20 protein-coding genes and 3 tRNA genes are annotated in these 24,301 nt (G+C 61.7%); 3 read left to right on the top strand and 20 right to left on the bottom strand.

The genetic code is table 11. From position 1 onward, the window contains the following. Nucleotides 1–9: 9 nt before the first annotated feature. From nuoH to F2P47_RS12625, 9 genes are all read right to left on the bottom strand, one after another. On the bottom strand, nucleotides 10–1,041 hold the full coding sequence (gene nuoH / locus F2P47_RS12665; RefSeq protein WP_152216739.1) for an NADH-quinone oxidoreductase subunit NuoH: 1,032 nt from the start codon (nucleotides 1,039–1,041) through the stop codon (nucleotides 10–12). A 6-nt stretch (nucleotides 1,042–1,047) separates the two neighbouring features. After that, nucleotides 1,048–3,081: an NADH-quinone oxidoreductase subunit NuoG gene (gene nuoG / locus F2P47_RS12660; RefSeq protein ID WP_152216738.1), complete on the bottom strand. Its 2,034-nt coding sequence runs from the start codon at nucleotides 3,079–3,081 to the stop codon at nucleotides 1,048–1,050. Between the two features lie 4 nt (nucleotides 3,082–3,085). Continuing rightward, complete coding sequence (nuoF, locus tag F2P47_RS12655; RefSeq protein ID WP_152216737.1) at nucleotides 3,086–4,378, bottom strand: NADH-quinone oxidoreductase subunit NuoF; 1,293 nt, start codon at nucleotides 4,376–4,378, stop codon at nucleotides 3,086–3,088. Beyond that, entirely contained in the window at nucleotides 4,378–4,986 is a 609-nt protein-coding gene (gene nuoE, locus F2P47_RS12650; protein ID WP_152216736.1) for an NADH-quinone oxidoreductase subunit NuoE, read from the bottom strand. Before nuoE ends, nuoF begins: the two co-directional genes overlap by 1 nt. After that, complete coding sequence (locus F2P47_RS12645) at nucleotides 4,983–6,161, bottom strand: NADH-quinone oxidoreductase subunit D (RefSeq protein WP_152216735.1); 1,179 nt, start codon at nucleotides 6,159–6,161, stop codon at nucleotides 4,983–4,985. Before F2P47_RS12645 ends, nuoE begins: the two co-directional genes overlap by 4 nt. Next, the gene (locus tag F2P47_RS12640) at nucleotides 6,158–6,766 is read right to left on the bottom strand and encodes an NADH-quinone oxidoreductase subunit C (RefSeq protein ID WP_152216734.1); all 609 of its coding nucleotides are present in this window, start codon (nucleotides 6,764–6,766) and stop codon (nucleotides 6,158–6,160) included. The genes F2P47_RS12645 and F2P47_RS12640 overlap by 4 nt, the downstream gene beginning before the upstream one ends. Nucleotides 6,767–6,839: 73 nt before the next feature. Beyond that, nucleotides 6,840–7,394: a NuoB/complex I 20 kDa subunit family protein gene (locus F2P47_RS12635; protein ID WP_152216733.1), complete on the bottom strand. Its 555-nt coding sequence runs from the start codon at nucleotides 7,392–7,394 to the stop codon at nucleotides 6,840–6,842. After that, nucleotides 7,385–7,750 carry an NADH-quinone oxidoreductase subunit A gene (locus F2P47_RS12630; RefSeq protein ID WP_152216732.1) on the bottom strand — a complete coding sequence of 122 codons (366 nt, stop codon included), beginning with the start codon at nucleotides 7,748–7,750 and terminating at the stop codon, nucleotides 7,385–7,387. Before F2P47_RS12630 ends, F2P47_RS12635 begins: the two co-directional genes overlap by 10 nt. A gap of 260 nt (nucleotides 7,751–8,010) precedes the next feature. Continuing rightward, nucleotides 8,011–8,087: transfer RNA gene (locus F2P47_RS12625), tRNA-Asp, on the bottom strand. A gap of 353 nt (nucleotides 8,088–8,440) precedes the next feature. Here F2P47_RS12625 and F2P47_RS12620 point away from each other — a divergent pair. Next, a complete protein-coding gene (locus F2P47_RS12620; protein WP_152216731.1) occupies nucleotides 8,441–9,364 on the top strand; it encodes a hypothetical protein in 924 nt (307 codons plus the stop codon). Nucleotides 9,365–9,419: 55 nt separating this feature from the next. Here the strand turns inward: F2P47_RS12620 and F2P47_RS12615 are convergent, their stop codons facing one another. Both F2P47_RS12615 and F2P47_RS12610 read right to left on the bottom strand, forming a co-directional pair. Next, nucleotides 9,420–10,253 carry a glycosyltransferase family 2 protein gene (locus F2P47_RS12615; RefSeq protein ID WP_152216730.1) on the bottom strand — a complete coding sequence of 278 codons (834 nt, stop codon included), beginning with the start codon at nucleotides 10,251–10,253 and terminating at the stop codon, nucleotides 9,420–9,422. Nucleotides 10,254–10,632: 379 nt separating this feature from the next. Then, nucleotides 10,633–10,705: transfer RNA gene (locus F2P47_RS12610), tRNA-Val, on the bottom strand. A gap of 159 nt (nucleotides 10,706–10,864) precedes the next feature. Here F2P47_RS12610 and F2P47_RS12605 point away from each other — a divergent pair. After that, complete coding sequence (locus F2P47_RS12605) at nucleotides 10,865–12,097, top strand: MFS transporter (protein ID WP_152216729.1); 1,233 nt, start codon at nucleotides 10,865–10,867, stop codon at nucleotides 12,095–12,097. An 84-nt stretch (nucleotides 12,098–12,181) separates the two neighbouring features. Here the strand turns inward: F2P47_RS12605 and F2P47_RS12600 are convergent, their stop codons facing one another. The 9 genes from F2P47_RS12600 to F2P47_RS12560 form a co-directional block, all read right to left on the bottom strand. Next, on the bottom strand, nucleotides 12,182–12,583 hold the full coding sequence (locus F2P47_RS12600; protein WP_422561872.1) for an HU family DNA-binding protein: 402 nt from the start codon (nucleotides 12,581–12,583) through the stop codon (nucleotides 12,182–12,184). Between the two features lie 58 nt (nucleotides 12,584–12,641). Then, nucleotides 12,642–15,080 (bottom strand): endopeptidase La, encoded by a 2,439-nt coding sequence (gene lon / locus F2P47_RS12595; protein ID WP_152216727.1) that lies wholly within the window; start codon nucleotides 15,078–15,080, stop codon nucleotides 12,642–12,644. A gap of 310 nt (nucleotides 15,081–15,390) precedes the next feature. Continuing rightward, on the bottom strand, nucleotides 15,391–16,656 hold the full coding sequence (gene clpX / locus F2P47_RS12590; RefSeq protein ID WP_152216726.1) for an ATP-dependent Clp protease ATP-binding subunit ClpX: 1,266 nt from the start codon (nucleotides 16,654–16,656) through the stop codon (nucleotides 15,391–15,393). Nucleotides 16,657–16,986: 330 nt separating this feature from the next. Then, complete coding sequence (locus F2P47_RS12585; RefSeq protein ID WP_152216725.1) at nucleotides 16,987–17,610, bottom strand: ATP-dependent Clp protease proteolytic subunit; 624 nt, start codon at nucleotides 17,608–17,610, stop codon at nucleotides 16,987–16,989. Between the two features lie 282 nt (nucleotides 17,611–17,892). After that, nucleotides 17,893–18,408, bottom strand: a complete 516-nt coding sequence (locus F2P47_RS12580; RefSeq protein ID WP_246176878.1) for a GNAT family N-acetyltransferase — start codon at nucleotides 18,406–18,408, stop codon at nucleotides 17,893–17,895. An 81-nt stretch (nucleotides 18,409–18,489) separates the two neighbouring features. Further along, nucleotides 18,490–19,620, bottom strand: a complete 1,131-nt coding sequence (locus F2P47_RS12575) for a type III PLP-dependent enzyme (RefSeq protein ID WP_152216819.1) — start codon at nucleotides 19,618–19,620, stop codon at nucleotides 18,490–18,492. Between the two features lie 506 nt (nucleotides 19,621–20,126). After that, nucleotides 20,127–21,662, bottom strand: coding sequence for a trigger factor (tig, locus tag F2P47_RS12570; RefSeq protein ID WP_152216723.1), 1,536 nt, complete (start codon nucleotides 21,660–21,662; stop codon nucleotides 20,127–20,129). Nucleotides 21,663–21,730: 68 nt separating this feature from the next. Beyond that, nucleotides 21,731–21,813, bottom strand: a tRNA-Leu gene (locus tag F2P47_RS12565). Nucleotides 21,814–21,942: 129 nt separating this feature from the next. Continuing rightward, nucleotides 21,943–23,436: an NAD(P)H-hydrate dehydratase gene (locus F2P47_RS12560; RefSeq protein WP_204886681.1), complete on the bottom strand. Its 1,494-nt coding sequence runs from the start codon at nucleotides 23,434–23,436 to the stop codon at nucleotides 21,943–21,945. 264 nt (nucleotides 23,437–23,700) lie between these two features. Between F2P47_RS12560 and F2P47_RS12555 the strand changes: the two genes are divergently transcribed. Further along, nucleotides 23,701–24,249 carry a retron St85 family effector protein gene (locus F2P47_RS12555; RefSeq protein WP_152216722.1) on the top strand — a complete coding sequence of 183 codons (549 nt, stop codon included), beginning with the start codon at nucleotides 23,701–23,703 and terminating at the stop codon, nucleotides 24,247–24,249. The last annotated feature ends 52 nt before the right edge of the window (nucleotides 24,250–24,301 follow it).

Here is a 24,301-nt window from a genome sequence, read left to right as displayed (position 1 = left end):
CCTTTCCGATCAACCGTGATGCGGCACGAGGCCGAAGCCGACGAGCACGCCCGCCGTGAGCACGACCCAGAAGAGCGAGATCGGAAGGAAGACCTTCCATCCCAGGCGCATCAGCTGGTCGTAGCGGTAGCGCGGCACGAATGCCTTCACCATGGCGAACATGAAGAAGACAAGGCAAAGCTTGATGAGAAACCAGATGACGCCCGGCACCAGCGTGAAGGGAAGAACGTTCACCGGCGGCAGCCAGCCGCCAAGGAAGAGGATCGTCGTCATCGCGCACATGAGGATGATCGACACATATTCGCCGAGCATGAACATCATGTAGGGGGTCGAGGAATACTCGACCATGAAGCCGGCGACGAGTTCCGATTCCGCTTCGACGAGGTCGAAAGGCGGGCGGTTGGTTTCCGCCAGCGCCGAGATGAAGAAGATCACGAACATCGGCAGATGCGGCAGCCAGAACCAGTTGAGCAGGCCGTAGTGCCCTTCCTGCGCGCGCACGATGTCCGAAAGATTGAGCGAGCCCGCCGTCATCAGCACGGTGATGAGCACGAAGCCGATGGAGACTTCGTAGGACACCATCTGCGCGGCCGAACGGAGCGCGGAGAGGAACGGATACTTCGAGTTCGACGCCCAGCCAGCCATGATGACGCCGTAAACGCCAAGCGACGAGATGGCGAGGATGTAGAGAATGCCGATATTGATGTTCGACACGACCCAGCCGTCGGCAAGCGGCACGACTGCCCAGGCCGAAAGCGCGAGCACCACGGTGACGAGCGGCGCGAGCAGGAACACGCCCTTGTTCGCGCCCGACGGGATCACGACTTCCTTGAAGACGAACTTCAGAAGGTCGGCAAAAGACTGGAAGAGGCCGAAGGCGCCAACGACGTTGGGGCCACGGCGAAGCTGCACCGCCGCCCAGATCTTGCGGTCGGCAAGCAGGATATAGGCGGTGAAAAGCAGAAGCGCGATCAGCAGGCCGAGGCTCTGCGCAACGATGATTGCGAGGGGGATGCCGTAAGTGGTCAGAATATCGCCCATGTGCCCTTACTCCGCCGCCTGAACGCGTTTCGTCGCGGCGACCCGTGCCGAGCATTCGGCCATGACCTTGCTCGCCCTTGCGATCGGGTTCGTCAGATAGAAATCCTTCACCGGCGTCTCGAAAGGCGCCGCGTCGAGTTCGCCTGCAGGCAGATCCGGCAAGTCGCCCGCCGCAACCACCATGTCGATCTCCGCAAACTGCGGCGCATCCGCAACGATCGCCGCGCGAATCTGCTCGAGATTGTCGTAAGCGAGCGTCGCGCCGAGAGCACCCGACAGCGCGCGCAGGATCGTCCAGTCCTCCCGGGCATCGCCGGGCGGGAACGCCGCGCGCTGACCGCGCTGCACACGGCCTTCGGTATTGGCATAAAGGCCGGCCTTTTCGGTGTAGGCAGCGCCCGGCAGGATCACGTCGGCGCGATGCGCGCCCGCATCGCCATGCGTACCCTGATAGATGACGAAGGCGGAACCGAGCTTCTCCATGTCAATCTCGTCGGCGCCAAGAAGATAGACCACGTCAATCTCGCCCTTCGAGGCGCCATCGAGAATGCCGGCGACGTCGCGGCCGCCTGCGCCCGGCACGAGGCCGAGATCGAGGCCACCGACACGCGCCGCCGCGGTGTGGAGCACGTTGAAGGCAGCGCCCGTCGACTTCGCCAGCGCGATGGAAGCGGCGAGAACGGCGGCGCCGTCCTTCCGCGTCAGCGCGCCCTGCCCGACGATGATCATGGCATTCTTGGCGCTCTTCAGCGCCTCGGCAAAACCCTTGCCCGCGACAAGCTCGCCGAGCGTCTGCGTGCCGGCGCCCAGATGCTCGTAAGGATAGGTCAGGTCGTGGCGCGGACCTATGACACCAACCTTCAGCCCGCCCGCACGGAAGCGCTTGCGGATACGCGCATTGAGAACCGGCGCTTCGCGGCGCGGATCGGAGCCGATGATGAGGATGACGTCCGCCTGCTCGATGCCGGCGATCGTCGAATTGAAGATGTAGCTCGAACGGGCGCCACCGAGCTTCGCGCCATCCTGACGGCAATCGATATTGGCGGAGCCAAGCTTCGCCCAGAGATCCTTCAGCGCCTTCATTTCTTCGGCGGCAGCAAGATCGCCGACGATGGCGCCGATGCGCTCAGCCCTGGCGTCCTTGAGCTTCGCGGCCACGGCGGCGAAGGCCTCGTCCCAGCTCGCTTCACGGAGCTTGCCATCCTCGCGGATGTAGGGCCGGTCGAGACGCTGTGTCTTGAGGCCGTCCCAGATGAAGCGGGTCTTGTCCGAGATCCACTCCTCGTTCACGTCCTCGTTGAGGCGCGGAAGAATGCGCATCACTTCGCGGCCGCGCGTATCGACGCGGATGTTCGAACCGACCGCATCCATCACGTCGACGGATTCAGTTTTGCGCAGCTCCCAAGGCCGCGCCGTGAAGGCGAAGGGCCGGAAGGTCAACGCGCCGACCGGGCAGAGATCGACCACATTGGCCGAAAGCTCCGACGTCAGCGTGTGCTCGAGATAGGTCGTGATCTCCATGTCCTCGCCGCGGCCGATGGCGCCGATTTCCGGTGTGCCAGCGACCTCAGTGGCAAAGCGGACGCAGCGCGTGCACTGGATGCAGCGCGTCATCACGGTCTTGACCAGCGGGCCCATATACTTCTCTTCGACGGCGCGCTTGTTTTCGTGATAGCGCGAACCGTCGGTGCCATAGGCAACGGCCTGATCCTGCAGATCGCATTCTCCGCCCTGATCGCAGATCGGGCAGTCGAGCGGATGATTGATGAGCAGGAATTCCATCACGCCTTCGCGGGCACGCTTCACGACTTCCGTCGTGGTGCGGACAACCGCGCCATCGGCGGCCGGCATGGCGCAGCTCGCCACGGGCTTCGGCGATTTCTCGACCTCGACCAGGCACATGCGGCAGTTGCCGGCGATGGAAAGGCGCTCATGATAGCAGAAGCGCGGAATTTCGACGCCCGCCGCCTCGCAGGCCTGCAACAGCGTTGCGCCCGCTTCGACCTCGACCTCGATGCCGTCGACTGTAACCTTGGGCATGCCCCTACTCCGCCGCCACTTGAGTGCTGGCACCCTTGTGGGTCGTCAGCCGCTCTTCAACCACATGCCGGAAATGGCGCATCAGCCCCTGGATCGGCCAGGCCGCCGCGTCGCCAAGCGCGCAGATCGTGTGTCCTTCGACGCGCTTCGTCACATCGAGAAGCATGTCGATTTCCGAAACCTGTGCCTCGCCCGACGCCATGCGCTCCATCATGCGCCACATCCAGCCCGTGCCTTCGCGGCAGGGCGTGCACTGACCGCAACTCTCATGCTTGTAGAAAGCCGAGATGCGCGCGATCGCCTTGATGAGATCGGTCGATTTGTCCATGACGATGACCGCCGCCGTGCCAAGACCCGTTTGCGCGGCCTTCAGCGAGTCGAAATCCATCAGAATCTCGTCGCAGACCGCTTTCGGGATCATAGGGACGGAGGAGCCGCCGGGGATAATTGCGAGCAGATTGTCCCATCCGCCGCGCACGCCACCGGCATGCTTCTCGATGAGCTCGCGAAGCGGAATGCCCATCTCTTCCTCGACGTTGCACGGATTATTCACATGCCCCGAGATCGAGAAAATCTTCGTACCCGTATTGTTGGGACGGCCGAGTCCTGCGAACCAGTCGGAGCCGCGACGCAGAATGGTCGGCGCAACGGCGATCGATTCGACATTGTTCACCGTCGTCGGCGCGCCGTAGAGGCCCATATTGGCCGGGAACGGCGGCTTCAGACGCGGCATGCCCTTTTTGCCTTCGAGGCTTTCGAGCAAGGCCGTTTCTTCGCCGCAGATATAGGCGCCGGCGCCGTGATGGACATAGAGATCGAAATCCCAGCCCGAGCCAGCCGCGTTCTTGCCGAGCAGACCAGCCGCATAGGCTTCGTCAACTGCGGCCTGAAGCGCCTCGCGCTCGCGGATGAATTCGCCGCGCACATAGATGTAGCAAACATGCGCACCCATCGCGAAGCTCGCGATCAGGCAGCCCTCGATCAGCTTCTGCGGATCGTGGCGCATGATCTCGCGGTCTTTGCAGGTGCCGGGCTCGGACTCGTCGGCATTGACGACGAGGTAATGCGGACGCCCGCCCGAATCCTTCGGCATGAAGGACCATTTGAGACCGGTCGGGAAGCCCGCGCCGCCGCGGCCGCGCAGACCCGACTTCTTCATCTCATCGATGATCCAGTCGCGGCCCTTGGCGATGATCCCGGCGGTGCCATCCCAGTCGCCACGCTTGCGTGCGCCCGCGAGCCCTTTTTCGCCGAGGCCGTAGAGATTGGTGAAAATGCGATCCTTGTCCTGAAGCATCACTTGGTCTCCGTGAATGACGTCAGGGTCGTCGGGCCGCCAAGCGGCTCCGACGAGTGCCGGCCGTTCTGCGGGCCCGGCTTCACCGCGCGTCCAGCGCGCAGGGATTCCAGAATTTCGCCGAGCTTCGCCGCGTCGAGATCCTCGAAGAAGTCATCGTTGATCTGAACCATCGGCGCATTGGCGCAGGCGCCGAGGCATTCCACCTCGAGCCAGGAAAGCTTGCCATCCGCGCTCACCTGCCCTTCGGGGCCGATATGCTTGCGGCAGGCGTCCTTCAGTTCGTCCGCGCCGCGCAACCAGCAGGGCGTCGTGCCGCAAAGCTGCACGAAATGCTCGCCGACCGGAGAGAGGTTGAACATGGTGTAGAAGGTCGCGACTTCGAGGGCGCGGATATAGTCCATGCCCAGCAGATCCGCGACGTGCCGGATCGCCGGCTCGGGCAGCCAGCCGCCCGCCTGCTTCTGTGCGCGCCAGAACAGCGGAATGATCGCGGAAGCCTGTCGGCCCGACGGATATTTCGCGATCTGCCCATTCGCCCATTCGAGATTTTCAGGCGTGAAAGCAAAGCTCTCGGGCTGGTTTGCAGCCAAACGGCGCACACTCATCGATCCACCTCGCCGAACACGATGTCGAGCGAGCCCAGCACAGCGGAAACGTCCGCGAGCATATGGCCGCGACAGAGATAATCCATGGCCTGCAGATGCGCGAAACCCGGCGCGCGGATCTTGCACTTGTAAGGCCGGTTGGTGCCGTCGGAGACGAGGTAGACGCCGAATTCGCCCTTGGGCGCTTCGACGGCGGCATAAACCTCTCCGGCGGGAACGTGATAGCCCTCGGTATAGAGCTTGAAGTGATGGATGAGTGCTTCCATCGTACGCTTCATCTCTGCGCGCGAAGGCGGGAACATCTTGCCGTCGGTCGTATGCACCGGCCCCTCAGGCATCTTCTCGATCGCCTGCTTGATGATGCGGAGCGACTGGCGCATTTCGTCCATGCGGACAAGGTAGCGGTCGTAGCAGTCGCCGTTCTTGCCGACCGGAATGTCGAAGTCGAGTTCGGAATAGACTTCATAGGGCTGCGAGCGGCGAAGATCCCAGGCCATGCCCGAGCCGCGCACCATCACGCCGGAGAAGCCCCAGGCCAGCGCGTCTTCCTTCGACACGATGCCGATATCGGCATTGCGCTGCATGAAGATGCGGTTGCCGGTGAGCAGCGTCTCGAGATCGTCGAGCACTTTCTCGCAAGGGTCGCAGAAGTCGTAGATGTCCTGAACGAGCTTCGGCGGCAGGTCCTGATGCACGCCGCCCGGACGGAAATAGGCCGCATGCATGCGGGCGCCCGATGCGCGCTCATAGAAGATCATCATCTTCTCGCGCTCTTCAAAGCCCCAGAGCGGCGGCGTCAGCGCGCCGACGTCCATGGCCTGCGTGGTGACGTTGAGGAGATGGGAAAGAAGACGGCCGATCTCGGAGTAGATGACGCGAATGAACTGGCCGCGACGCGGAACCTCGATGCCGAGGAGCTTCTCCACGGCGAGCGAGTACGCATGTTCCTGGTTCATCGGCGCGACGTAATCGAGCCGGTCGAAATAGGGCAGCGCCTGCAGATAGGTCTTCGCTTCGATCAGCTTCTCGGTGCCGCGATGCAGAAGGCCGATATGCGGATCGACGCGCTCGACGATCTCGCCCTCGAGTTCGAGGACGAGACGAAGCACGCCATGGGCCGCAGGATGCTGCGGGCCAAAATTCAGGTTGAAATTGCGAAGCTGCTGTTCGGTCATGACTTCGTCTCCGCCTTCTCGTCGCCCGGCAGCACGTAATCGGTGCCTTCCCACGGGCTCAGGAAGTCGAAGCTACGGAATTCCTGAACGAGTTTCACCGGCTCGTAGACGACTCGTTTCTGGTCGTCGTCATAGCGCACCTCGACATAGCCCGTCAGCGGGAAATCCTTGCGCAGCGGATAACCGGAAAAGCCATAGTCGGTCAGGATGCGGCGCAGGTCCGGGTGATCCGAGAAGAGCACGCCATACATGTCGAAGGCTTCGCGCTCGAACCAGTTCGACGCCGGATAGACGCCCACCGTGCTCGGCACCGGCGTCTCCTCATCGGTTTCGATCTTGATGCGGATGCGCGCATTCTTCTGCATCGACAGCAAATGGTAGACCACATCGAAGCGCCGCTCGCGCTGCGGGTAGTCGACCGCCGTGATGTCGATCAACGTCGAGAAGGCGCATGCCGGATCGTCGCGCAGAAAAGTGAGCACGTCGACGATCTGCGCGGCTTGCGCAGTCAGCGTCAGCTCACCATATGCGGTGCTGGCATCAAGGACCGCACCCGCGAGTTTCGCGCGGATGTGATCGCCGAGGTCTGTCAGACTTCCATCCATCGAAGCAGTCTCGAAACTCGTGAACGGCTCCTGCTTCACACATGAAGCAGGAAGGCCGCCCGGTTCACGAAAATCACCGGTCTATAGTTCCAGTCCGGCGGATTTTCTTCTGGAGCGCGAGGATGCCGTAAAGCAGCGCCTCGGCGGTGGGGGGGCATCCGGGAACGTAGATGTCGATCGGAACGATCCGGTCGCAGCCGCGCACCACGGAGTAGGAATAGTGATAATAGCCGCCGCCATTCGCGCATGATCCCATCGAGATCACGTAACGCGGCTCCGGCATCTGGTCGTAAACCTTCCGGAGCGCGGGCGCCATCTTGTTGGTCAGCGTGCCCGCGACGATCATCACGTCGGACTGGCGCGGACTGGCGCGGGGCGCGAAGCCAAATCGCTCGCTGTCATAGCGCGGCATCGAGGTATGCATCATCTCGACGGCGCAGCATGCCAACCCGAAGGTCATCCACATCAGTGAGCCGGTACGCGACCAGTTGATGAGATCGTCGACGGTGGTCAGCACAAAACCCTTGTCGGCCAGCTGGTCCGACATCTGGGTGAAAACCGGATCGTTGATCGTGGGTACGGCGCCGGCGCTCGCGGGCGCGGCCTCCGCCTCGGTTCCTACTCCCATTCGAGAGCTCCCCTCTTCCACTCATAGGTGAAGCCGATGGTGAGAACGCCGAGAAAGACGATCATCGACCAGAAGCCGAACATGCCGACATCTCCGAGAGCCACCGCCCACGGGAAGAGGAAGGCAACTTCGAGATCGAAGATGATGAAAAGGATGGCGACGAGATAATACTTCACGTCAAACTTCATGCGCGCATCGTCGAAGGCGTCGAAGCCGCATTCATAAGCGGAAAGCTTTTCCGAGTCGGGCTTGCTCGGCGCGATCAGGAAAGGCGCGATGAGCAGAGCGAGACCGAGCACGAGAGACAAGCCCATGAAGATCAGGATGGGCAGGTACTCGCGAAGCAGGTCTTCCATGGGTCGTCCTCACAAATCGCCCTGCCCAGCACAAAGGGCCGCAAACGAGCTGAAACCCAGCCGACTCGTTTGATGCCGAACAGCGGTCGAAATCCGCGCGCAGTATATCCCTCGCAACCGCAGAATCAAACCCCACGTTGAACATGTTCAACGTGAAAAACCGTTATGCTATCAGATGTTGCGGTAGCCGATCGCATTGCAGCGACAATTGTGCAATGCGGAAACGCCATACGGTTGGCGATCCGATTTCTCGGAGAAAATGGCGGGAGTGACGGGGCTCGAACCCGCGACCTCCGGCGTGACAGGCCGGCGCTCTAACCAACTGAGCTACACCCCCGACGCGAACGGCTGAACCGTTCGGAGAGTGCGCGGTTGGTACGTCAAGGTCCCGCCCCTGTCAAGAAAGGTTTGGGAAGTTTTCCGCTTTATCCACCGCCCCGAAGCCGAGCGGCTGGGGGCGCCCCCGCCTCGCCATCCGGAAAGGCCCTCCATCCCATATCGGGCCTGCCGGCGGCCCCCTCGCCTAGGTTCAAAACGAACAGATTTCTGAACCCAAAACGAGTTGGGAGGAAGCAGGGTCGGGGATACCCTGCCTCTATATCGCCGAACCATGTAATTACGCGGCCCACATTACCAACCGCCTCTTCGGACCGCCCATTTTCAATTCAGATTTGCAGATGAACGCTCTTCATGGCTGAGCCGAGAATACTTCTGACCTTCGCCGGTTCCATGGATTTTCAATACAGGCACACCACGGTCGGCGACGTGATGGCGCTCTACAACGTCGCGACGCGCCTTGTTCAGCAAGGGCTCAGGCCGCGCATTGCCTGGGGAGGGAACCTCTTCGAACTGGACCCTCTGCGCGTGGACATAAGGGCGGTTCCGCCCGACGCGGTCGATTGCCTGGTCTTCGTCTGCGGCCCGCTGGCCAAATTTATCGGCACGCTCTGCAACAGGTTCGAAAAGGCCAAGAAGATAGCCGTCGGCGTCAGCGTGATCGAGCGACTGGGGACGGAGAGGCTCTTCGACGCGGTGGTTCCCCGCGACAGCGCGGCTTATTCGACTTTCGACCTGGCGGTTGCCGATGTCGGCTGGCCCCATTTGTATGTCGACCAACGCCACCAGGCGCCCGGCCTCGGCGTGTGCCTGGTCGGCCCGCAGGCTGAGTATTTCGCCTCCGACAAGAGCGACGCTGTCGCGGCAACGATTGAAAAGCTAAAGTCAGAGCTTCGGCTGCCGTCGATCGGGCTCAATACGCTGATCTACCCAGCGCGCCCGAACATCTATTGCGCCGAGATGGAGCTGCAGAGCCGCCAAATTCTGGTGACAACCAGAATGCACGCGACCCTACTCTCGGTATTTCATCGCCTTCCCGTCATTTCCGTCGACCAGATCGAAGGCGGCGCCAAGGTCACGCGGCTAAACACGAAAGTCGGGATCGATACAATTCAGGTCTCGAACGATGTCGGCCCGCGTTTATTGAATGTCTTACGCGACGCAATTTCCTCTCGTGGAGAGAGCATTCGTCCCTCCGTCGCACAGCGACAGAAGCTGATTGAACTCTCACGAGATGCCCTGGAAATGAGCGTGACAAAAATTCTGAACTATATTTGAAGCCGGAACGCCCCAGGACGCTCGCTCAATGAAATGCGTTTCATTTGTATACGGCTTATCTTGGTATCTCAATTTTGTAGGATATGGCCCTCTGAATGATCGGCGTTTTGCTGCCCAGAGTCGGCCGTTTCCAGGTGACGCTCGGCAGTTCGAGTATGACATTTTCGCTGGCGCTCTTGTTCTTCTCCAGAAGATTCAATGCCTGCGTAATGCGGGCACGAAGCACATTACGCTCTTGCTTGTTGAGCAGGCGACCCAGGAACTTCGTCAGATCCACCCTCACCACTTCATAGACATGCGACAATTGCTTGGCGCGTGAGAGATCCTTCTCCGATCCAAATTTCACCCGCTCGTCATCGCCATGTTCAATGGCCCTCATGTCAGGGGCGTCATAGGTCCTGAGGGCATAACCAAGAAAAGACAGGTCGCTATAGAGAGCGATGTCCTCCCCGCCCCAATGAGTGATCGCCTCGTCATATCCGCCGGCTTTCAGGAATACCTCGCGTTCGACGATGACCGATCCCCACAAATTCGGCATCTCCGACCTGGCAAGGAAGAATGCGCCGGGTGACAGAGTTCTGGAAATTCGGGAGAAGAAGCCATCCCCCAGAACCACGTCGGCATCGAAAAAAGCCAGCCACCGTGTTGTCGCCGCGCGCGCGCCAACATTGCGCGCATGCGACAATTGAAAAAACGGCGCGTTCGATACCTTAACGACTTCGACAGACGGAAAGTTGGCCGTTACCCAATCCCCCGCGCGATCCGGACAATCGTAATCGACCACGATTACTTTCAGGTTCGGCTGACTGGCGACAACGGGCAATGATTGTTTGAGATGATGCAGCCGTCCCTTGCACGTCGTGATGTAAGTTATTTGATTATCGTTCACGGAAAACCCCGGCCACTTAACAATCGCCGCAATATCACATCAATGAATCGAGCCGATCGGGCAGAGCTGGTAGGATGCTTGTCCGCTTTACACTGCCGCATTTCCCAGAGCGTTAAAATAATCGCCCCATATTCCGCCATCTGAATATCGAAACAAGATGCCGGGAATTGCCGGTTGGTCCATTCTGAAAGGACCGGAAGCAGGTAGCCCCGAGCAGCGCCGAGTGGGCGACGGGTCGCGCATGTGTAAGCCTGTCCCGACCGAGGCTAGATAGCTGAGCACGAGCCAAGCGGCCCGTTGCGCCCGCGACTCGCCCGCAAGCCATCTCCGCATAGGCGGGGCTTGGCGCCAAGTCATTGAAAACGGGGAGAGAAGCCGGTGGGCGGTGAGAGACTCGAACTCCCGACATCCTCGGTGTAAACGAGGCGCTCTACCAACTGAGCTAACCGCCCTGTCCGGCTCGTGCGCAGTCCTATCGGATGGCTAGAAGCATTTCAATCCCTGCCGCGCGATAGCCATTCCGGCACATTGCTTTCCGGCCAGCGAGGCACGATTGTTGAGGGACACTCCCGCCCGCAAATCAGGGCGCCATAACGCCCCCTGGTGCAAAATTGAACCGGACCATCGCCCCCGTCTTCTCATTGCTTCTTGCAACCTCGATTCTGCTGATCGGAAACGGGCTGCTGGGTACCCTGATTCCCATCCGGGCCAATATCGAGCACTTCGCCACCACGACGGTCGGCTTCATCGGCAGCGTCTATTTCGCGGGCTTCATGGCGGGCTGTGTGCTCGGGCCCTTCCTCGTGCGCCGGGCGGGCCATATTCGCAGTTTCGCGGCCCTGGGCGCACTTGCAGCCGTTGCGCCACTGGTTCACGCGCTGACGGTCAATCCCGTCGCCTGGGCCCTTATGCGCGGCCTGACGGGCTTCTGTTTCGCGGGCCTCTACATGGTCATCGAAAGCTGGATCAACGAGCGCGCCACCAACGCAACGAGAGGCCGCTTGTTCGCGGTCTATCTCGTCGTCAATTTCGCCTCGCTGACCCTCGGCCAGTTGATGCTCAACATGGCCAGTCCCGCGGAATTCACGCTTTTCGCCCTCTGCTCGATTCTCACTTCGCTGGCGCTCGTGCCGATCTCCATGACGACGTCGGACCAGCCCGCGCCCATTGCCTCGACGCGCATCGACATTGGCGCCGTTTTCCGGCTGTCGCCAGTAGGCCTCCTCGGCTGCCTGGTCGTCGGGCTCACCAATGCGCCCTTCTGGACCCTCGGGCCAGTCTTCGCGCATGACAGCGGCCTCGATGTCGAGGGTGTGTCGTTCTTCATGACGGCAGCGATTCTCGGCGGAGCGGTGGCGCAGCTCCCCATCGGCCGATACTCCGACAAGATGGACCGGCGGCGAATCATCCTGACGCTCAGCCTGGGCTCCGCCGTTGCGGAGGCAGGGCTCATCGCGGCGCGGGGAATCGGCGTCGAATGGATGCTGCTGCTTGCCGGATTCATGTTCGGCTGCTTTGCGCTGACGCTCTATTCGGTCTGCGTCGCGCATACCAACGACCACGCAGGCAAGGAAAGTTTTGTCGGCATTTCGAGTGCGCTGTTGCTCGCCTACGCGATCGGCGCGGTCGTGGGGCCCTACGCAGCTTCCATGGGCACGGAGCGCTGGGGCATGTCCTTCATCTTCATGTTCGCCGCTGCGATCCACATCATCTTCGCGGCGTTCACGATGATTCGCATGGCCACCGCCTCGCGCGGCGCATCCCGGCGCGGCGGGTTCACCGCAATGACCTTCCCGTCGACGAAGCCCGTGCCACCGGAGCTCGACTCGCGCAAGGCCGATTGAGCAGCACGAAATGAAAGAGGCCGGCCACCCCTTTTGGGGATGACCGGCCTCGAAACTCGCTAGAGCTTCGTCGGCGGATGCCGATCAGCTGTTCACGGCGTCCTTGAGACCCTTGCCCGCCTTGAACTTCGGCTGCTTGGAGGCCGGGATCTTGATCGTTTCGCCGGTGCGCGGGTTGCGGCCCTCGGTGGCGGCGCGAGCCGACACGGTGAAGGTACCGAATCCGACCAGGCGCACTTCGTCGCCCTTTTTCAGCGCGTCCGTAATCGTGTCGAAAACGTAATCGACGGCCTTGGTCGCATCGGCCCTGGAGAGACCGGTCCGGTCCGCCACTTCTGCAATGAGATCGTTCTTATTCACGTCAGGCCCCTTTGGATGCGATCGCGCGGAAATGCTCCGGCGCGATATTCGCGACTTTACCCGCCGTCCAAAGACGGGGTCAAAGTAAAAACTGCGGAAATCTGCGATATTTTCGACCTGCGCCATACGAAAACGGGGGCCCGAAGGCCCCCGCTCGATTTGCATTGCTCCTTTACGGAGCAGGTCAGTGCGCCACGACCGGCTCGCTGGCCTCGCCACGCCGCTCTGCCGCCTGCTGGGCGGCATAGGCCGCCTCGTCCCACTCGATGGGCTCCGGTATACGCGTGAGCGCGTTCTTCAGCACCTCGTCGGCGGTTGAAACCGGCACGATTTCAAGCGCGTTCTTCACGTTATCCGGGATGTCGGCCAGATCCTTGGCATTGTCCTGCGGGATCAGCACCTTCTTGATGCCGCCGCGGAGCGCCGCCAGGAGTTTCTCCTTCAGCCCGCCGATCGGAAGAACCCGACCGCGCAGCGTGATCTCACCCGTCATCGCCACGTCCTTACGAACAGGAATGCCGGTCATGACCGAGACGATCGCCGTCGTCATGGCGACGCCGGCCGACGGACCGTCCTTGGGCGTCGCGCCTTCCGGCACATGCACATGGATGTCCTTGCGTTCGAACATGGGCGGCTCGATGCCGAAATGCGTCGCCCGCGAGCGAACATAGGAGTTCGCGGCGGAGATCGATTCCTTCATCACGTCGCGCAGGTTGCCCGTGACCGTCATGCGGCCCTTTCCGGGCATCATGACGCCTTCGATCGTCAGCAATTCGCCGCCGACTTCAGTCCAGGCAAGCCCCGTAACCACGCCGACCTGATCTTCGCCTTCCGCCTCGCCATAGCGATACTTCGGCACACCGGCATACTGCTCAATGTTGTCGAGCGTGACGGCGATCGACTTCTTGTCCGAAGTCAGGATCTCCTTCACCGCCTTGCGGGCAAGATTGTTGATCTCCCGCTCAAGGCTGCGCACGCCTGCCTCCCGCGTGTAGACGCGGATGAGCTGACGCAGCGCCGCATCGTCGATCGACCATTCGCCGCTCCTGAGTCCATGGCCTTCGAGAGCCTTGGAGATCAGGTGACGCCGCGCGATTTCCACCTTCTCATCCTCGGTGTAGCCGGCGATGCGGATGATCTCCATACGATCCATCAGCGGCCCGGGGATGTTCAGCGTATTCGCCGTCGTCACGAACATCACATCCGAAAGGTCGTAATCGACTTCAAGATAGTGGTCCGCAAAGGCGTTGTTCTGCTCGGGATCGAGCACCTCGAGTAGCGCCGCCGAAGGATCGCCACGGAAGTCCGCGCCCATCTTGTCGATCTCGTCGAGCAGGAAGAGCGGGTTCGTGTGCTTCACCTTTTTCATCGACTGGATGACCTTGCCGGGCATCGAACCGATATAGGTGCGGCGGTGACCGCGGATCTCGGCCTCGTCGCGAACGCCGCCCAGCGACATACGCACGAAGTCGCGGCCCGTCGCCTTGGCGATCGACTTGCCGAGCGAGGTCTTGCCGACGCCGGGCGGGCCGACGAGGCAGAGGATCGGCCCCTTCAGCTTGTTCGCACGGCTTTGCACGGCAAGGTACTCGACGATGCGCTCCTTGACCTTGTCGAGACCGAAGTGATCGGCATCGAGGATCTCCTGCGCGTTGACGAGGTCCTTCTTGACGCGGCTCTTCTTGTTCCACGGAACCGAGAGCAGCCAGTCGAGATAGTTGCGCACGACGGTGGCTTCCGCCGACATCGGGCTCATCTGCTTCAGCTTCTTCAGCTCGGCCAGCGCCTTCTCGCGCGCATCCTTGGACAGCTTCGTCTTCTGGATGCGTTCGTCGAGTTCGCGCAGGTCGTCCTTGCCGTCCTCGCCGTCGCCGAGTTCCTTCTGAATGGCCTTGAGCTGCTCGTTCAGATAGTACTCGCGCTGCGTCTTCTCCATCTGGCGCTTCACGCGCGAGCGGATGCGCTTCTCCGCCTGCAGCACGCTGATCTCGCCTTCCATCAGCGAGTAGACGCGCTCCAGCCGATCGGCGACCGACGGCAGCTCGAGAAGCTCCTGCTTCTCGGCGATCTTGATGTTGATGTGGCTCGCAATAGTGTCGGCAAGCTTTGCAGGCTCGTCGATCTGGGTGACCGAACCGAGCACCTCGGGCGGCACCTTCTTGTTGAGCTTCACATAGCCTTCGAACTGCGACACGACGGAGCGCGACAGCGCTTCAAGCTGCTCGCCATCGGTCTCGGCCTCTTCGATGGGTTCGACATTGGCTTCGAAGAACTGGTCGTTGTCGGTGTAGTCCGAAACGCGGGCGCGCCGGACGCCTTCGACGAGAACCTTCACCGTCCCGTCCGGCAGCTTCAGAAGCTGCAACACGGAGCCGATGGTGCCCACGTCGTAGATGTCGGCGATCTCCGGATTGTCGTCGGCGGCGTTCTTCTGCGCGACGAGCAGAATCTGCTTGTCATCCTGCATGACATTCTCGAGCGCGCGCACGGACTTCTCGCGTCCGACGAAGAGCGGCACGATCATATGCGGGAAGACAACGATATCGCGCAGCGGCAACACCGGCAGCACAAGCTTTCCGCCCTGCTCTCCGGTCTCGGTTGTCTGCTCGTTCTTATCGGTCATTCGCGGTACCTGCTTTCAGAAAACGCCCGTGGCGACGCTCGACCCTAGCATTCGAAACTGAACGAATGCTGAGCGACGGGACCATGTCCAAGATAACCAGATTCGGGTTTGAAGCGCCTGCAATCGCTGCAGCGGAGCCTTGACCGGTTTCACTGGAAGGCCTGGTCCCGGCGCCACCTGGCGCGGCCGGAATTGGCCTTGTTGAAAGGAAAATGGCCCTGAAAGCATCAGCTTTCAAGGCCACCCCAATTCGCTTTTTGAACGGCTCCAAATCGGCTGTTCACATGGGTCACGCAACGGAACGAAGCGGTCAGGCGCTTGTCCCAACGTCCCCCTTGCGCTCGGCATAGATGTAGAGCGGACGCGCCTTGCCCTCGACCACTTCGGCACTGATGACGACCTCGCCCACGCCTTCCAGCGTCGGCAGTTCGAACATCGTGTCAAGCAGGATCGATTCCATGATGGAGCGAAGACCGCGGGCGCCCGTCTTGCGCTCGATAGCCTTGCGGGAGATCGAGCGCAGCGCTTCGTCGGAGAAGGTGAGCTTCACATTCTCCATCTCGAAGAGCCGCTCATACTGCTTCACGAGCGCGTTCTTCGGCTCGATCAGGATCTGCATGAGCGCCGCTTCGTCGAGATCCTCAAGCGTTGCGAGCACGGGCATGCGGCCCACGAATTCCGGGATCAGGCCGAACTTCAGCAGATCCTCGGGTTCGAGTTCCTTCAGCACGTCGCCCGTCCGGCGGTCTTCGACCGAACGCACCGTCGCACCGAAACCGATTCCCTGCCCCTTGCCGCGCCCGGCGATGATCTTCTCCAGCCCGGCGAAAGCGCCGCCACAGATGAAGAGGATGTTCGTCGTGTCGACCTGGAGGAATTCCTGCTGCGGATGCTTGCGCCCGCCCTGCGGCGGAACGGAGGCAACCGTGCCTTCCATAATCTTCAGAAGCGCCTGCTGCACACCTTCGCCCGACACGTCGCGGGTGATCGACGGATTGTCGGACTTGCGGCTGATCTTGTCGACCTCGTCGATATAGACAATGCCGCGCTGCGCCCGTTCGACGTTGTAGTCGGCGGACTGGAGCAGCTTCAGAATGATGTTTTCGACGTCCTCGCCGACATAGCCGGCTTCGGTGAGCGTGGTCGCGTCGGCCATCGTGAAGGGCACGTCGAGAATGCGGGCAAGCGTCTGCGCGAGCAGCGTCTTGCCGCAACCGGTCGGGCCGATGAGCAGGATGTTGGACTTGGCCAGTTCGACGTCGTTGTTCTTCGCCGCGTGGTTCAGGCGCTTGTAGTGGTTATGCACCGCCACAGCCAGCACACGCTTGGCGTGGGACTGCCCGATCACATAGTCGTCGAGAACCTTGCAGATCTCCTGCGGCGTGGGAACGCCGTCACGCGACTTCACGAGCGAGGATTTGTTTTCCTCGCGAATGATGTCCATGCACAGCTCGACACACTCATCGCAGATAAAAACGGTCGGCCCCGCAATAAGCTTCCGGACCTCATGCTGGCTCTTGCCGCAGAAGGAACAGTAAAGCGTATTCTTGGAGTCGCCGCCGCTCACCTTGCTCATAGGAACTCCTTAGGCTTCTGCCGGCAGTCGAACCGGATCGCCGCGATCCCTGCATCGTTCATGCCTGCCGGCGGTGCCGGATCATTAAACCCTTGTCTCTCATTACGTTTGAGAGACTCAAACGGATACTGGACCCGTCACCTCGTCGACATACGAACATGTTATTCGCCGAGGGATCAAGATTTCATTACAATTTGCAGGACGCAAAAGCCCCAAACTGCCCACGAAACAGGCAGTTAGTGGCTATTTTCAGCTATCTATATAAGACGCCGAATGAGCCAGGCGTTGCGGCAAAAAGACCCGTAACGCCCGGCCCGCTCCGCTTCGGTGTTATTTTGGAGCTTCGTCGCTGCGCGGTACGCCGACATGGTCGACGATGCCGAACTCCTGGGCCCGTTCGGGGCTCATGAAATTGTCGCGTTCCAGCGCGTCCTGAACTTCCTTCAGGCTCCGGCCCGTGTGCTTCACATAGATGTTGTTCAGCTTCTCGCGGATCGCAAGAGTTTCGCGGGCGTGGATTTCGATATCCGTCGCCTGACCCTGGAAACCGCCAGAAGGCTGGTGAACCATGATGCGCGAATGAGGCAGCGCATAGCGCATGTCCTTCGCGCCGGCGGCAAGGATGAGCGAGCCCATCGACGCTGCCTGACCGAGGCAGACCGTCGCAACCGGCGGACGGATATGCTGGATGGTGTCGTAAATCGCGAGGCCGGACGTCACGATGCCGCCGGGCGAGTTGATGTACATCCAGATTTCTTTTTTCGGGTTCTCGGCTTCGAGGAAGAGAAGCTGCGCCGTCACCAGTGTCGCCATGCCGTCTTCGAATGGACCGGCGATGAAGACGATGCGCTCTTTCAGCAGGCGCGAAAAGATATCGTAAGCGCGCTCACCCCTGTTGGTCTGCTCGACCACCATCGGCACGAGATTCATGTAGGTATCGAGGGGATCTCTCATTCTCTCTCCTGAAGGTCAGCGGACCGGTCGAAGCCACGTCATCGCCTTCGCCGGCGGGGGTATGTCACCGCCATATTGCTCATAAGGGCATAACGGGATTCGGTAAATGGCTGGTGCATTCATAATAGCGTAGAGCCCATATAAGGCGAGCCTCTCCGCATTTCACCCCCCGCAAAGGTGGGACAAGAGGTGCGCGGGGAAGGATTTCGGCCCATTCCCCGCGCACACTCGGCAGCTCCGCCACACCGGGGCCGTTGGGCCACCGGGGCGGAGGCTGCGATATCAGGCAGCTATAAGCCCTGCGGCCGTCTCGTCGGGGCGGCCGATCATGCCGCCGACGCCCCTCATGGCGCCCGCGACCAGTTCCCGCGCGAGGAAGCGCTTGCGGTCCACCCAGCCAGGCAGTTTCAGCCGCCGGGCGAGCGCCCCGGTGAAGCCGAAGCGGGCGTAATAAGGCTCATCGCCCACCAGCACGACAATCTGGTGTCCGTCGGCCTCGGCGCGGGCGAGCCCTTCTTCCATCAAACGGCTGCCGATGCCCTGCCCCTGCCGGTCGATGGCCGCGACGAGCGGCCCGAGCAGAAGCGCGGGCGTCGTGCCGCCGATCGAGATTGGCCAGAAGCGCAGCGTGCCGACCACTTCCTCACCGTCGAGCATGACGAGCGAAAGCGACGGGATCGGCGCCACGCCGTCGCGCAGCCGGTAAACCGTCTTCGCGAAGCGATCGGGGCCGAAAGCCTCGGCGACCATCTTTTCCACTGCCGCCTCATGGGCGGAAGTTTCGACGACGATATTCATGGACGACTCCATCCGGGCGGGCGGCGCGGCTTTCCGCGCGCCCTGCCCCTCAAGTCCGATTGCTGTGATGAGGCCCGTCGCTCAGATGCAGATGCTGGCGAGCGGCGGGAAACCGTTGAACGCGACGGCCGAATAGGTCGTCGTATAGGCGCCCGTGGCGAGGATGCAGACCTTGTCGCCGGCCTTCAGCGCCGTCGGAAGACGGTAATCCGCCTTCTCGTAAAGGATATCGGCGCTGTCGCAGGTGGGGCCGGCGAGAACCACCGGCGCCGTCTCGCCACCGTCATGCGGCGTGAGGAGCCGGTACTTGATCGCCTCGTCCATCGTCTCGGCGAGACCGTGGAACTTGCCCACGTCGAGATACACCCATCGTCGCTGGTCATTGCCGCCCTTCTCCGAGACGAGCACGACTTCCGACTGGATGACGCCAGCATCGCCCACGATGCCGCGGCCCGGCTCGACGATCACGTCGGGCTGCCGGTCGCCGAAGCGGCGGGCCAGAGCCTCACGGATCGCAGCGCCATAGGCCTCGATCGACGGCACGTCGGTGCGGTAGCGCGACGGGAAACCGCCACCCATGTTGACGAGTTTGAGTTCGATGCCGCGTTCGGCCAGCGCATCGAAGAGCGCGGAGGCCTGCACCAGCGCCTTGTCGTACTGGGTCAGGTCCGTCTGCTGCGAGCCAACATGGAAGGATACACCATAGGCGTCGAGGCCCAGTTCGCGGGCACGCACCAGCAGGTCGGCGGCCATCTCGGGCTCGCAACCGAACTTGCGCGACAGCGGCCATTCGGCGCCTTCGCATTCCATCAGTACACGGCAATAAACCTTCGAGCCGGGCGCCGAACGGGCGATCTTCTCGAGTTCCGCTTCCGAGTCGAAGGCGTATAGGCGCACGCCCTTCGCGAAGGCGGACGCGATGTCGCGTTCCTTCTTGATGGTGTTGCCGAAAGAGATGCGGTCCGGCGAGACGCGGTGGCGCAAGCAGAGATCGATCTCACCCATGCTGGCCGTGTCGAAGCAGGAGCCGAGGCGCGCCAGCCGCGAGACGATCTCGTTCGCCGGGTTCGCCTTCACGGCATAGAAGATGCGCGCCTGCGGAAGCGAGCGGGCAAGCTCCGTCCAGTTATGCGCGACAATGTCGACATCGACCACGAGGCACGGCGAGGGAAGCTCGGCCGTCTCGAGGAAGCGCGCGATCTTGGGCGGCATGCCGCCGCGCTCTGCCGGCATTTCGGCATCGCGGGGAACGAGCGCGAGCTTCGCCTTGCGGCGGGGCGCCGGCTTCGTCGCGGCATGCGAAGCCTCGCCGATCGGCTTGGTCACAATTTCGGATTTCGTGGAGAGGCGCGAACGGGCACGGCGGCCCGGCTCGGAAGCGAACATCGTCAACACCCTTTAAGACCCGGCAATGCCGGTGTGATCAAAAAGGACGCTTCCGTCGTTGCATAAACCAACTAAGGGCCAGCGGCACGTGCGTGTGCGTCATGTGGGCGCACACATAGGGACATCACCGAGTCCGTGCAATAGTTTTTTGCAGCGTGCCTAAAGTTTTTTCGCTCTGTGGCGCCAGGGTCTCCGCCACCGTTTCGTCACAATCCGGGAGTGCCCTCTCCCGCCCCCTCCAGCGGCTCGCCAAAACGCTGAACAAGGACGATCTGGCCAAGAAAAAGGCCCGGAGATGATCCGGGCCTTTCATCCGATAACCGAGCCTCGGCTCAGTCTTCCTTTTTCTTCTTGGGCGCTGCCTTCTTGGCGGCGGGCTTCTTCTCCTCGCCCTCTGCCTTGGGCTTGGCTGCGGCCTTCTTCTTGGCCGGCGTCGCCTCGCCGTGATCGTGATTGTGGTCGTGGCCGTGGTCATGATCATGGTCATGATCGTGGTGGTGGTGACCATGATCGTGGTCGTGATCATGCTCATCCGCATCGGGATCGGCGAAGAGCTCGTCGCGCGACACGGTCTTGTCGGTGATCTTGGCCAGCTCGGTGATGAAGTCTATGACCTTCTCTTCGAAGATCGGCGCGCGCAGCTCGGCAATCGCCTGCGGGTTGCGCTGGTAGAACTCATAGACCTGACGTTCCTGGCCGGGGAACTGGCGGGCGCGCTCGGCGAGCGACTGGCTCAGTTCCTGCTCGGTGACGGAGATCTTGTTCTTCTCGCCGACTTCCGCGAGCACGAGGCCGAGGCGCACGCGGCGCTCGGCGATCTTGCGGTACTCGTCGCGGATCTTCTCTTCCGGCTCTTCCAGATCGGCGGCCGTCTTGCCCTGGTGCTGCAGCTCATGCTCGAACTGCGACCAGATCTGGGTGAACTCCTGCTCGACCATGGACGGCGGCAGCTCGAAGCTGTGGGCCGCGTCCAGCGCATCGAGAAGGGCGCGCTTCAGGTGCATGCGCGACATGCGCGTGAAGTCCGACTTGATCTGCTCGCGCATCGCATCGCGGAGCTTGTCCAGCGCATCGAAACCGAAGCGCTTGGCGAACTCGTCATCGACCTTGGCTTCCGCCGGGCACTGGACTTCCTTCACGGTGACTTCGAACACGGCATCCTTGCCGGCGAGGTTCTCCGCGCCGTAATCGGCCGGGAAGGTCACCTTCACCTCGAGCTTGTCGCCGGCCTTGGCACCCTTGAGCTGGTCTTCGAAGCCGGGGATGAAGCGGCCCGAGCCGATTTCAAGCTTGGCGTCCGCCGCCGTGCCGCCCTCGAAGGCGACGCCGTCGATACGGCCGATGAAGTCGATGGTGAGGAGGTCGCCCTCTTCCGCCGCTGCGCCTTCAGCCTTCGGCTCATAGTTCTTCTGGTTCTCGGCGAGGCGCTGCAGCGCTTCCTCGACATCGCCCTCAGCCACCTCGGCAACCGGACGCTCGACCTCGAGCTTGGCGAAGTCGGTCATCTCGAAGGGCGGGATGATCTCGAACGTCATCTTGTAGGTGAGGTCAGCCTTGCCTTCGACCACCGGGGCGATCTCGCCCTCAAGGTTGATCTCGGGCTGCTGGGCCGGGCGCAGCGCCTGCTCATCAAGCGCCTGCTGGCTGGTCGTGCCGACGGCCTCCTGAATGACTTCGCTCATGACCTGCTTGCCGAAGGTCTTGCGAAGATGGGCAACCGGAACCTTGCCGGGGCGGAAGCCCTTGAGGCGGACCGAATTCTTCATCTCATCGAGCTTCGCGTTCACACGCGCCTCGAGATCGCTCGCCGGAACCTGAACCGAGAGTTCGCGCTTCAGACCGTCCGCGCTCGTTACCGTAACCTGCATCTTGCAATCCGTTCTTTCAGCTTGGCCTATTTATCGTCCCGGCCATTGTAATTGCTGGCTTTTCGGCCTGGTGCGGGCGGAGGGACTCGAACCCCCACGGTTGCCCGCCAGAACCTAAATCTGGTGCGTCTACCAATTCCGCCACGCCCGCAAGGCCGCGCAGGCACGCCGCGGAAGGCAGGCCCACGTCCAAATCGGGGCCTTCTATAGCAAGGGTACCCCCGGAACGCCAGCGAAAGAGCGGCTTCTTCAGGGAGAAGTCAAGGCCCGGCGATGTCCCTCAACCAAGCTTCTGGACGAGGTCGCGATAGACCGATGGCAGCATTTCGGGCAAGTCCTCGGAAATAAGGCCCATGCCGTAGCATCGCCCTGCCTCGCCGTGGAGCCAGACGCCCATGGAGGCCGCCTCGAAGGCGGGCACGCCCTGCGCGAGGAGGCCAAGAATGATCCCCCCAAGCACGTCCCCACTGCCCGCCGTGGCCAGTTCCGGCCCGGCATTGGCATTGACCACCGCCCGCCCGTCCGGCGCAGCCACGATCGTATCCGGCCCCTTGAGCACCACCACCGCGCCCGATTCCACCGCCGCGGCCCGGGCACGCGCGAGCCTGCCGCCTGCCACATTGTTCGGGAAGAGGCGCCGGAACTCACCCTCATGGGGGGTCAGCACGGTAGGCCCCGCGAAATAGCCCTGGATGGCGACGAAGAGGTCGCGGGGAATTTCCATGAAGGAGGTCAGAGCGTCGGCGTCAAGCACCATGGATGCGCCCGACAGAAGCGCCGCCAGCACATTCTCGCGAGTCGAGGGGCCGATGCCGCAGCCCGGCCCGATGAGGCAGGCATTCATGCGCTTGTCTTCGAGCAGCCGTGTGAGCGAATCCGCCCCCGCGAAAGGCTTCAGCATGATGGAAGTGAGCTGCGCCGCATTGATGGCCACTGCATTGGGCGGCGAAGCGACGGTGACGAGCCCCGCCCCCGCTCTCAGCGCCCCGCGCGCACCGAGCCGCGCCGCGCCCGTGCTGGACGGCCCACCCGACACCACGACGGCGTGACCGCGCGAATATTTGTGTCCTTCGACGCTCGGCCGGGGAAAGGCCTCTGCCCAGACCTCCGGCGCATTCTCGAAGGTCGTCGGCTTGATCTCATCGAGAACACCTTCCGCCGTACCGATCTCGCCCACGACCAGCTCACCACAAAGCCGGCGGCCCGGAAAAACCATGTGGCCCGGCTTCTTGCGGAAAAAGGTCACGGTGAGCTTCGCCTCGAAAGCGGCTCCGCGCACCTCGCCCGTATCGCCGTCGAGGCCGGTCGGCACGTCGATCGCCGCCACGGGCAGCTTCGCCTCGTTGACGCGGCCGATCAGTTCGGCCACGGCGCCGGCGACCTCGCGCGAGAGCCCTGCGCCGAAAATCCCGTCCACGACAAAACTCGCGCCCTGCGCCGCGTCGGCGGTCAGCGGATGAACCGGCCCCGCCCAGCGATGCGCAGCCTCGGCCGCGTCGCCCGTCAGCCGCTCGCGCTCGCCGAGCAGAAAGAGCGTGACGCCCCATCCCCAGTCGCGCAGCAACCGGGCCGCAATGAAGCCGTCGCCACCATTATTGCCCGGCCCGCAGAGAACCGAGACGGGCCCGCGCGGAAACCGCGCTGCCACCGCCTCGGCAACCAGCCGCCCGGCATTTTCCATAAGTTCAATGCCGGGCTTGCCACCCTCGATCGTCAACCGATCGGAGCGCGCCATTTCCTCGACGGAGAGAAGTGCAAAACGAGTATCGAACATGCGGCCACTATAGCCGCCATGCGCGAGTCGCCAATGCAGAATGCACCACGTTGCTAAACGCGTGAATCACCGCTAACTTTGCATTGTCTCTTAGCTGGGTTTGCTTGACTAATCCGCCATCAAGCTCACTCAATGCCGGGTGTATAGCCAGGCTGAATTTAATTGCGCGACATTCGCCGCCGAACTTCCAAGGGAGTCCGGATCGGCTTAGTCGCTCGATCCGGACTCCCTTGGAAGTTCGGCTTGCTCGAAGTAAGAGGCTAGATGAGCCACCCCTTTACGCAAACCAGTAGTAAGGAATTGCTAAAGCGGGTGGCTCAGCAATTCACAAACGGAAATACGTTTGTTCAGCGGAACAGCCATATCGTGTTTGTATGCGGCGGTTCCGCTGCCAAAGACATGCGCCCACGATTTCTCAGCTACGCCACCGAAGAGCTGCCTCATCTACGTACATTTCTGGCAGAAGTAGCTCAAAAAGATTACATCACCCACCCTGAACCCGCGTTCCACAATATTGCAGAATTCGAAGATATCATCGGCGAGGTTTCTGACTGCGTAGTTCTATTTCCTGAAAGCCCCGGCTCATATGCCGAACTCGGATATTTCGCAAAAAACGAAGAACTCCGAAAAAAGCTTCTGGTTGTCAACAGGACCGATCTACAGGGACAAGATAGTTTTATCGCCCTTGGACCAATAGAATTAATAGACAGGCACTCAAATTTTCGGCCCGCAATTCAACTTCAATATAAAAAGAAACCACAATTTCACCTCATCAAAGAGAGAATAGAAAAGCGGATTGAACGAACCCGCTGACGCGGGACTGGCGTGTGTGTTGGCTTGGATGGCCTCCTGATGGGAAGGTTTG

It is taken from the genome of Parvibaculum sedimenti (assembly GCF_009184905.1).
Lineage (GTDB): Bacteria > Pseudomonadota > Alphaproteobacteria > Parvibaculales > Parvibaculaceae > Parvibaculum > Parvibaculum sedimenti.
Note: the sequence above shows the minus strand (reverse complement) of the source record. Positions and strands in the feature narration are given on the sequence as shown.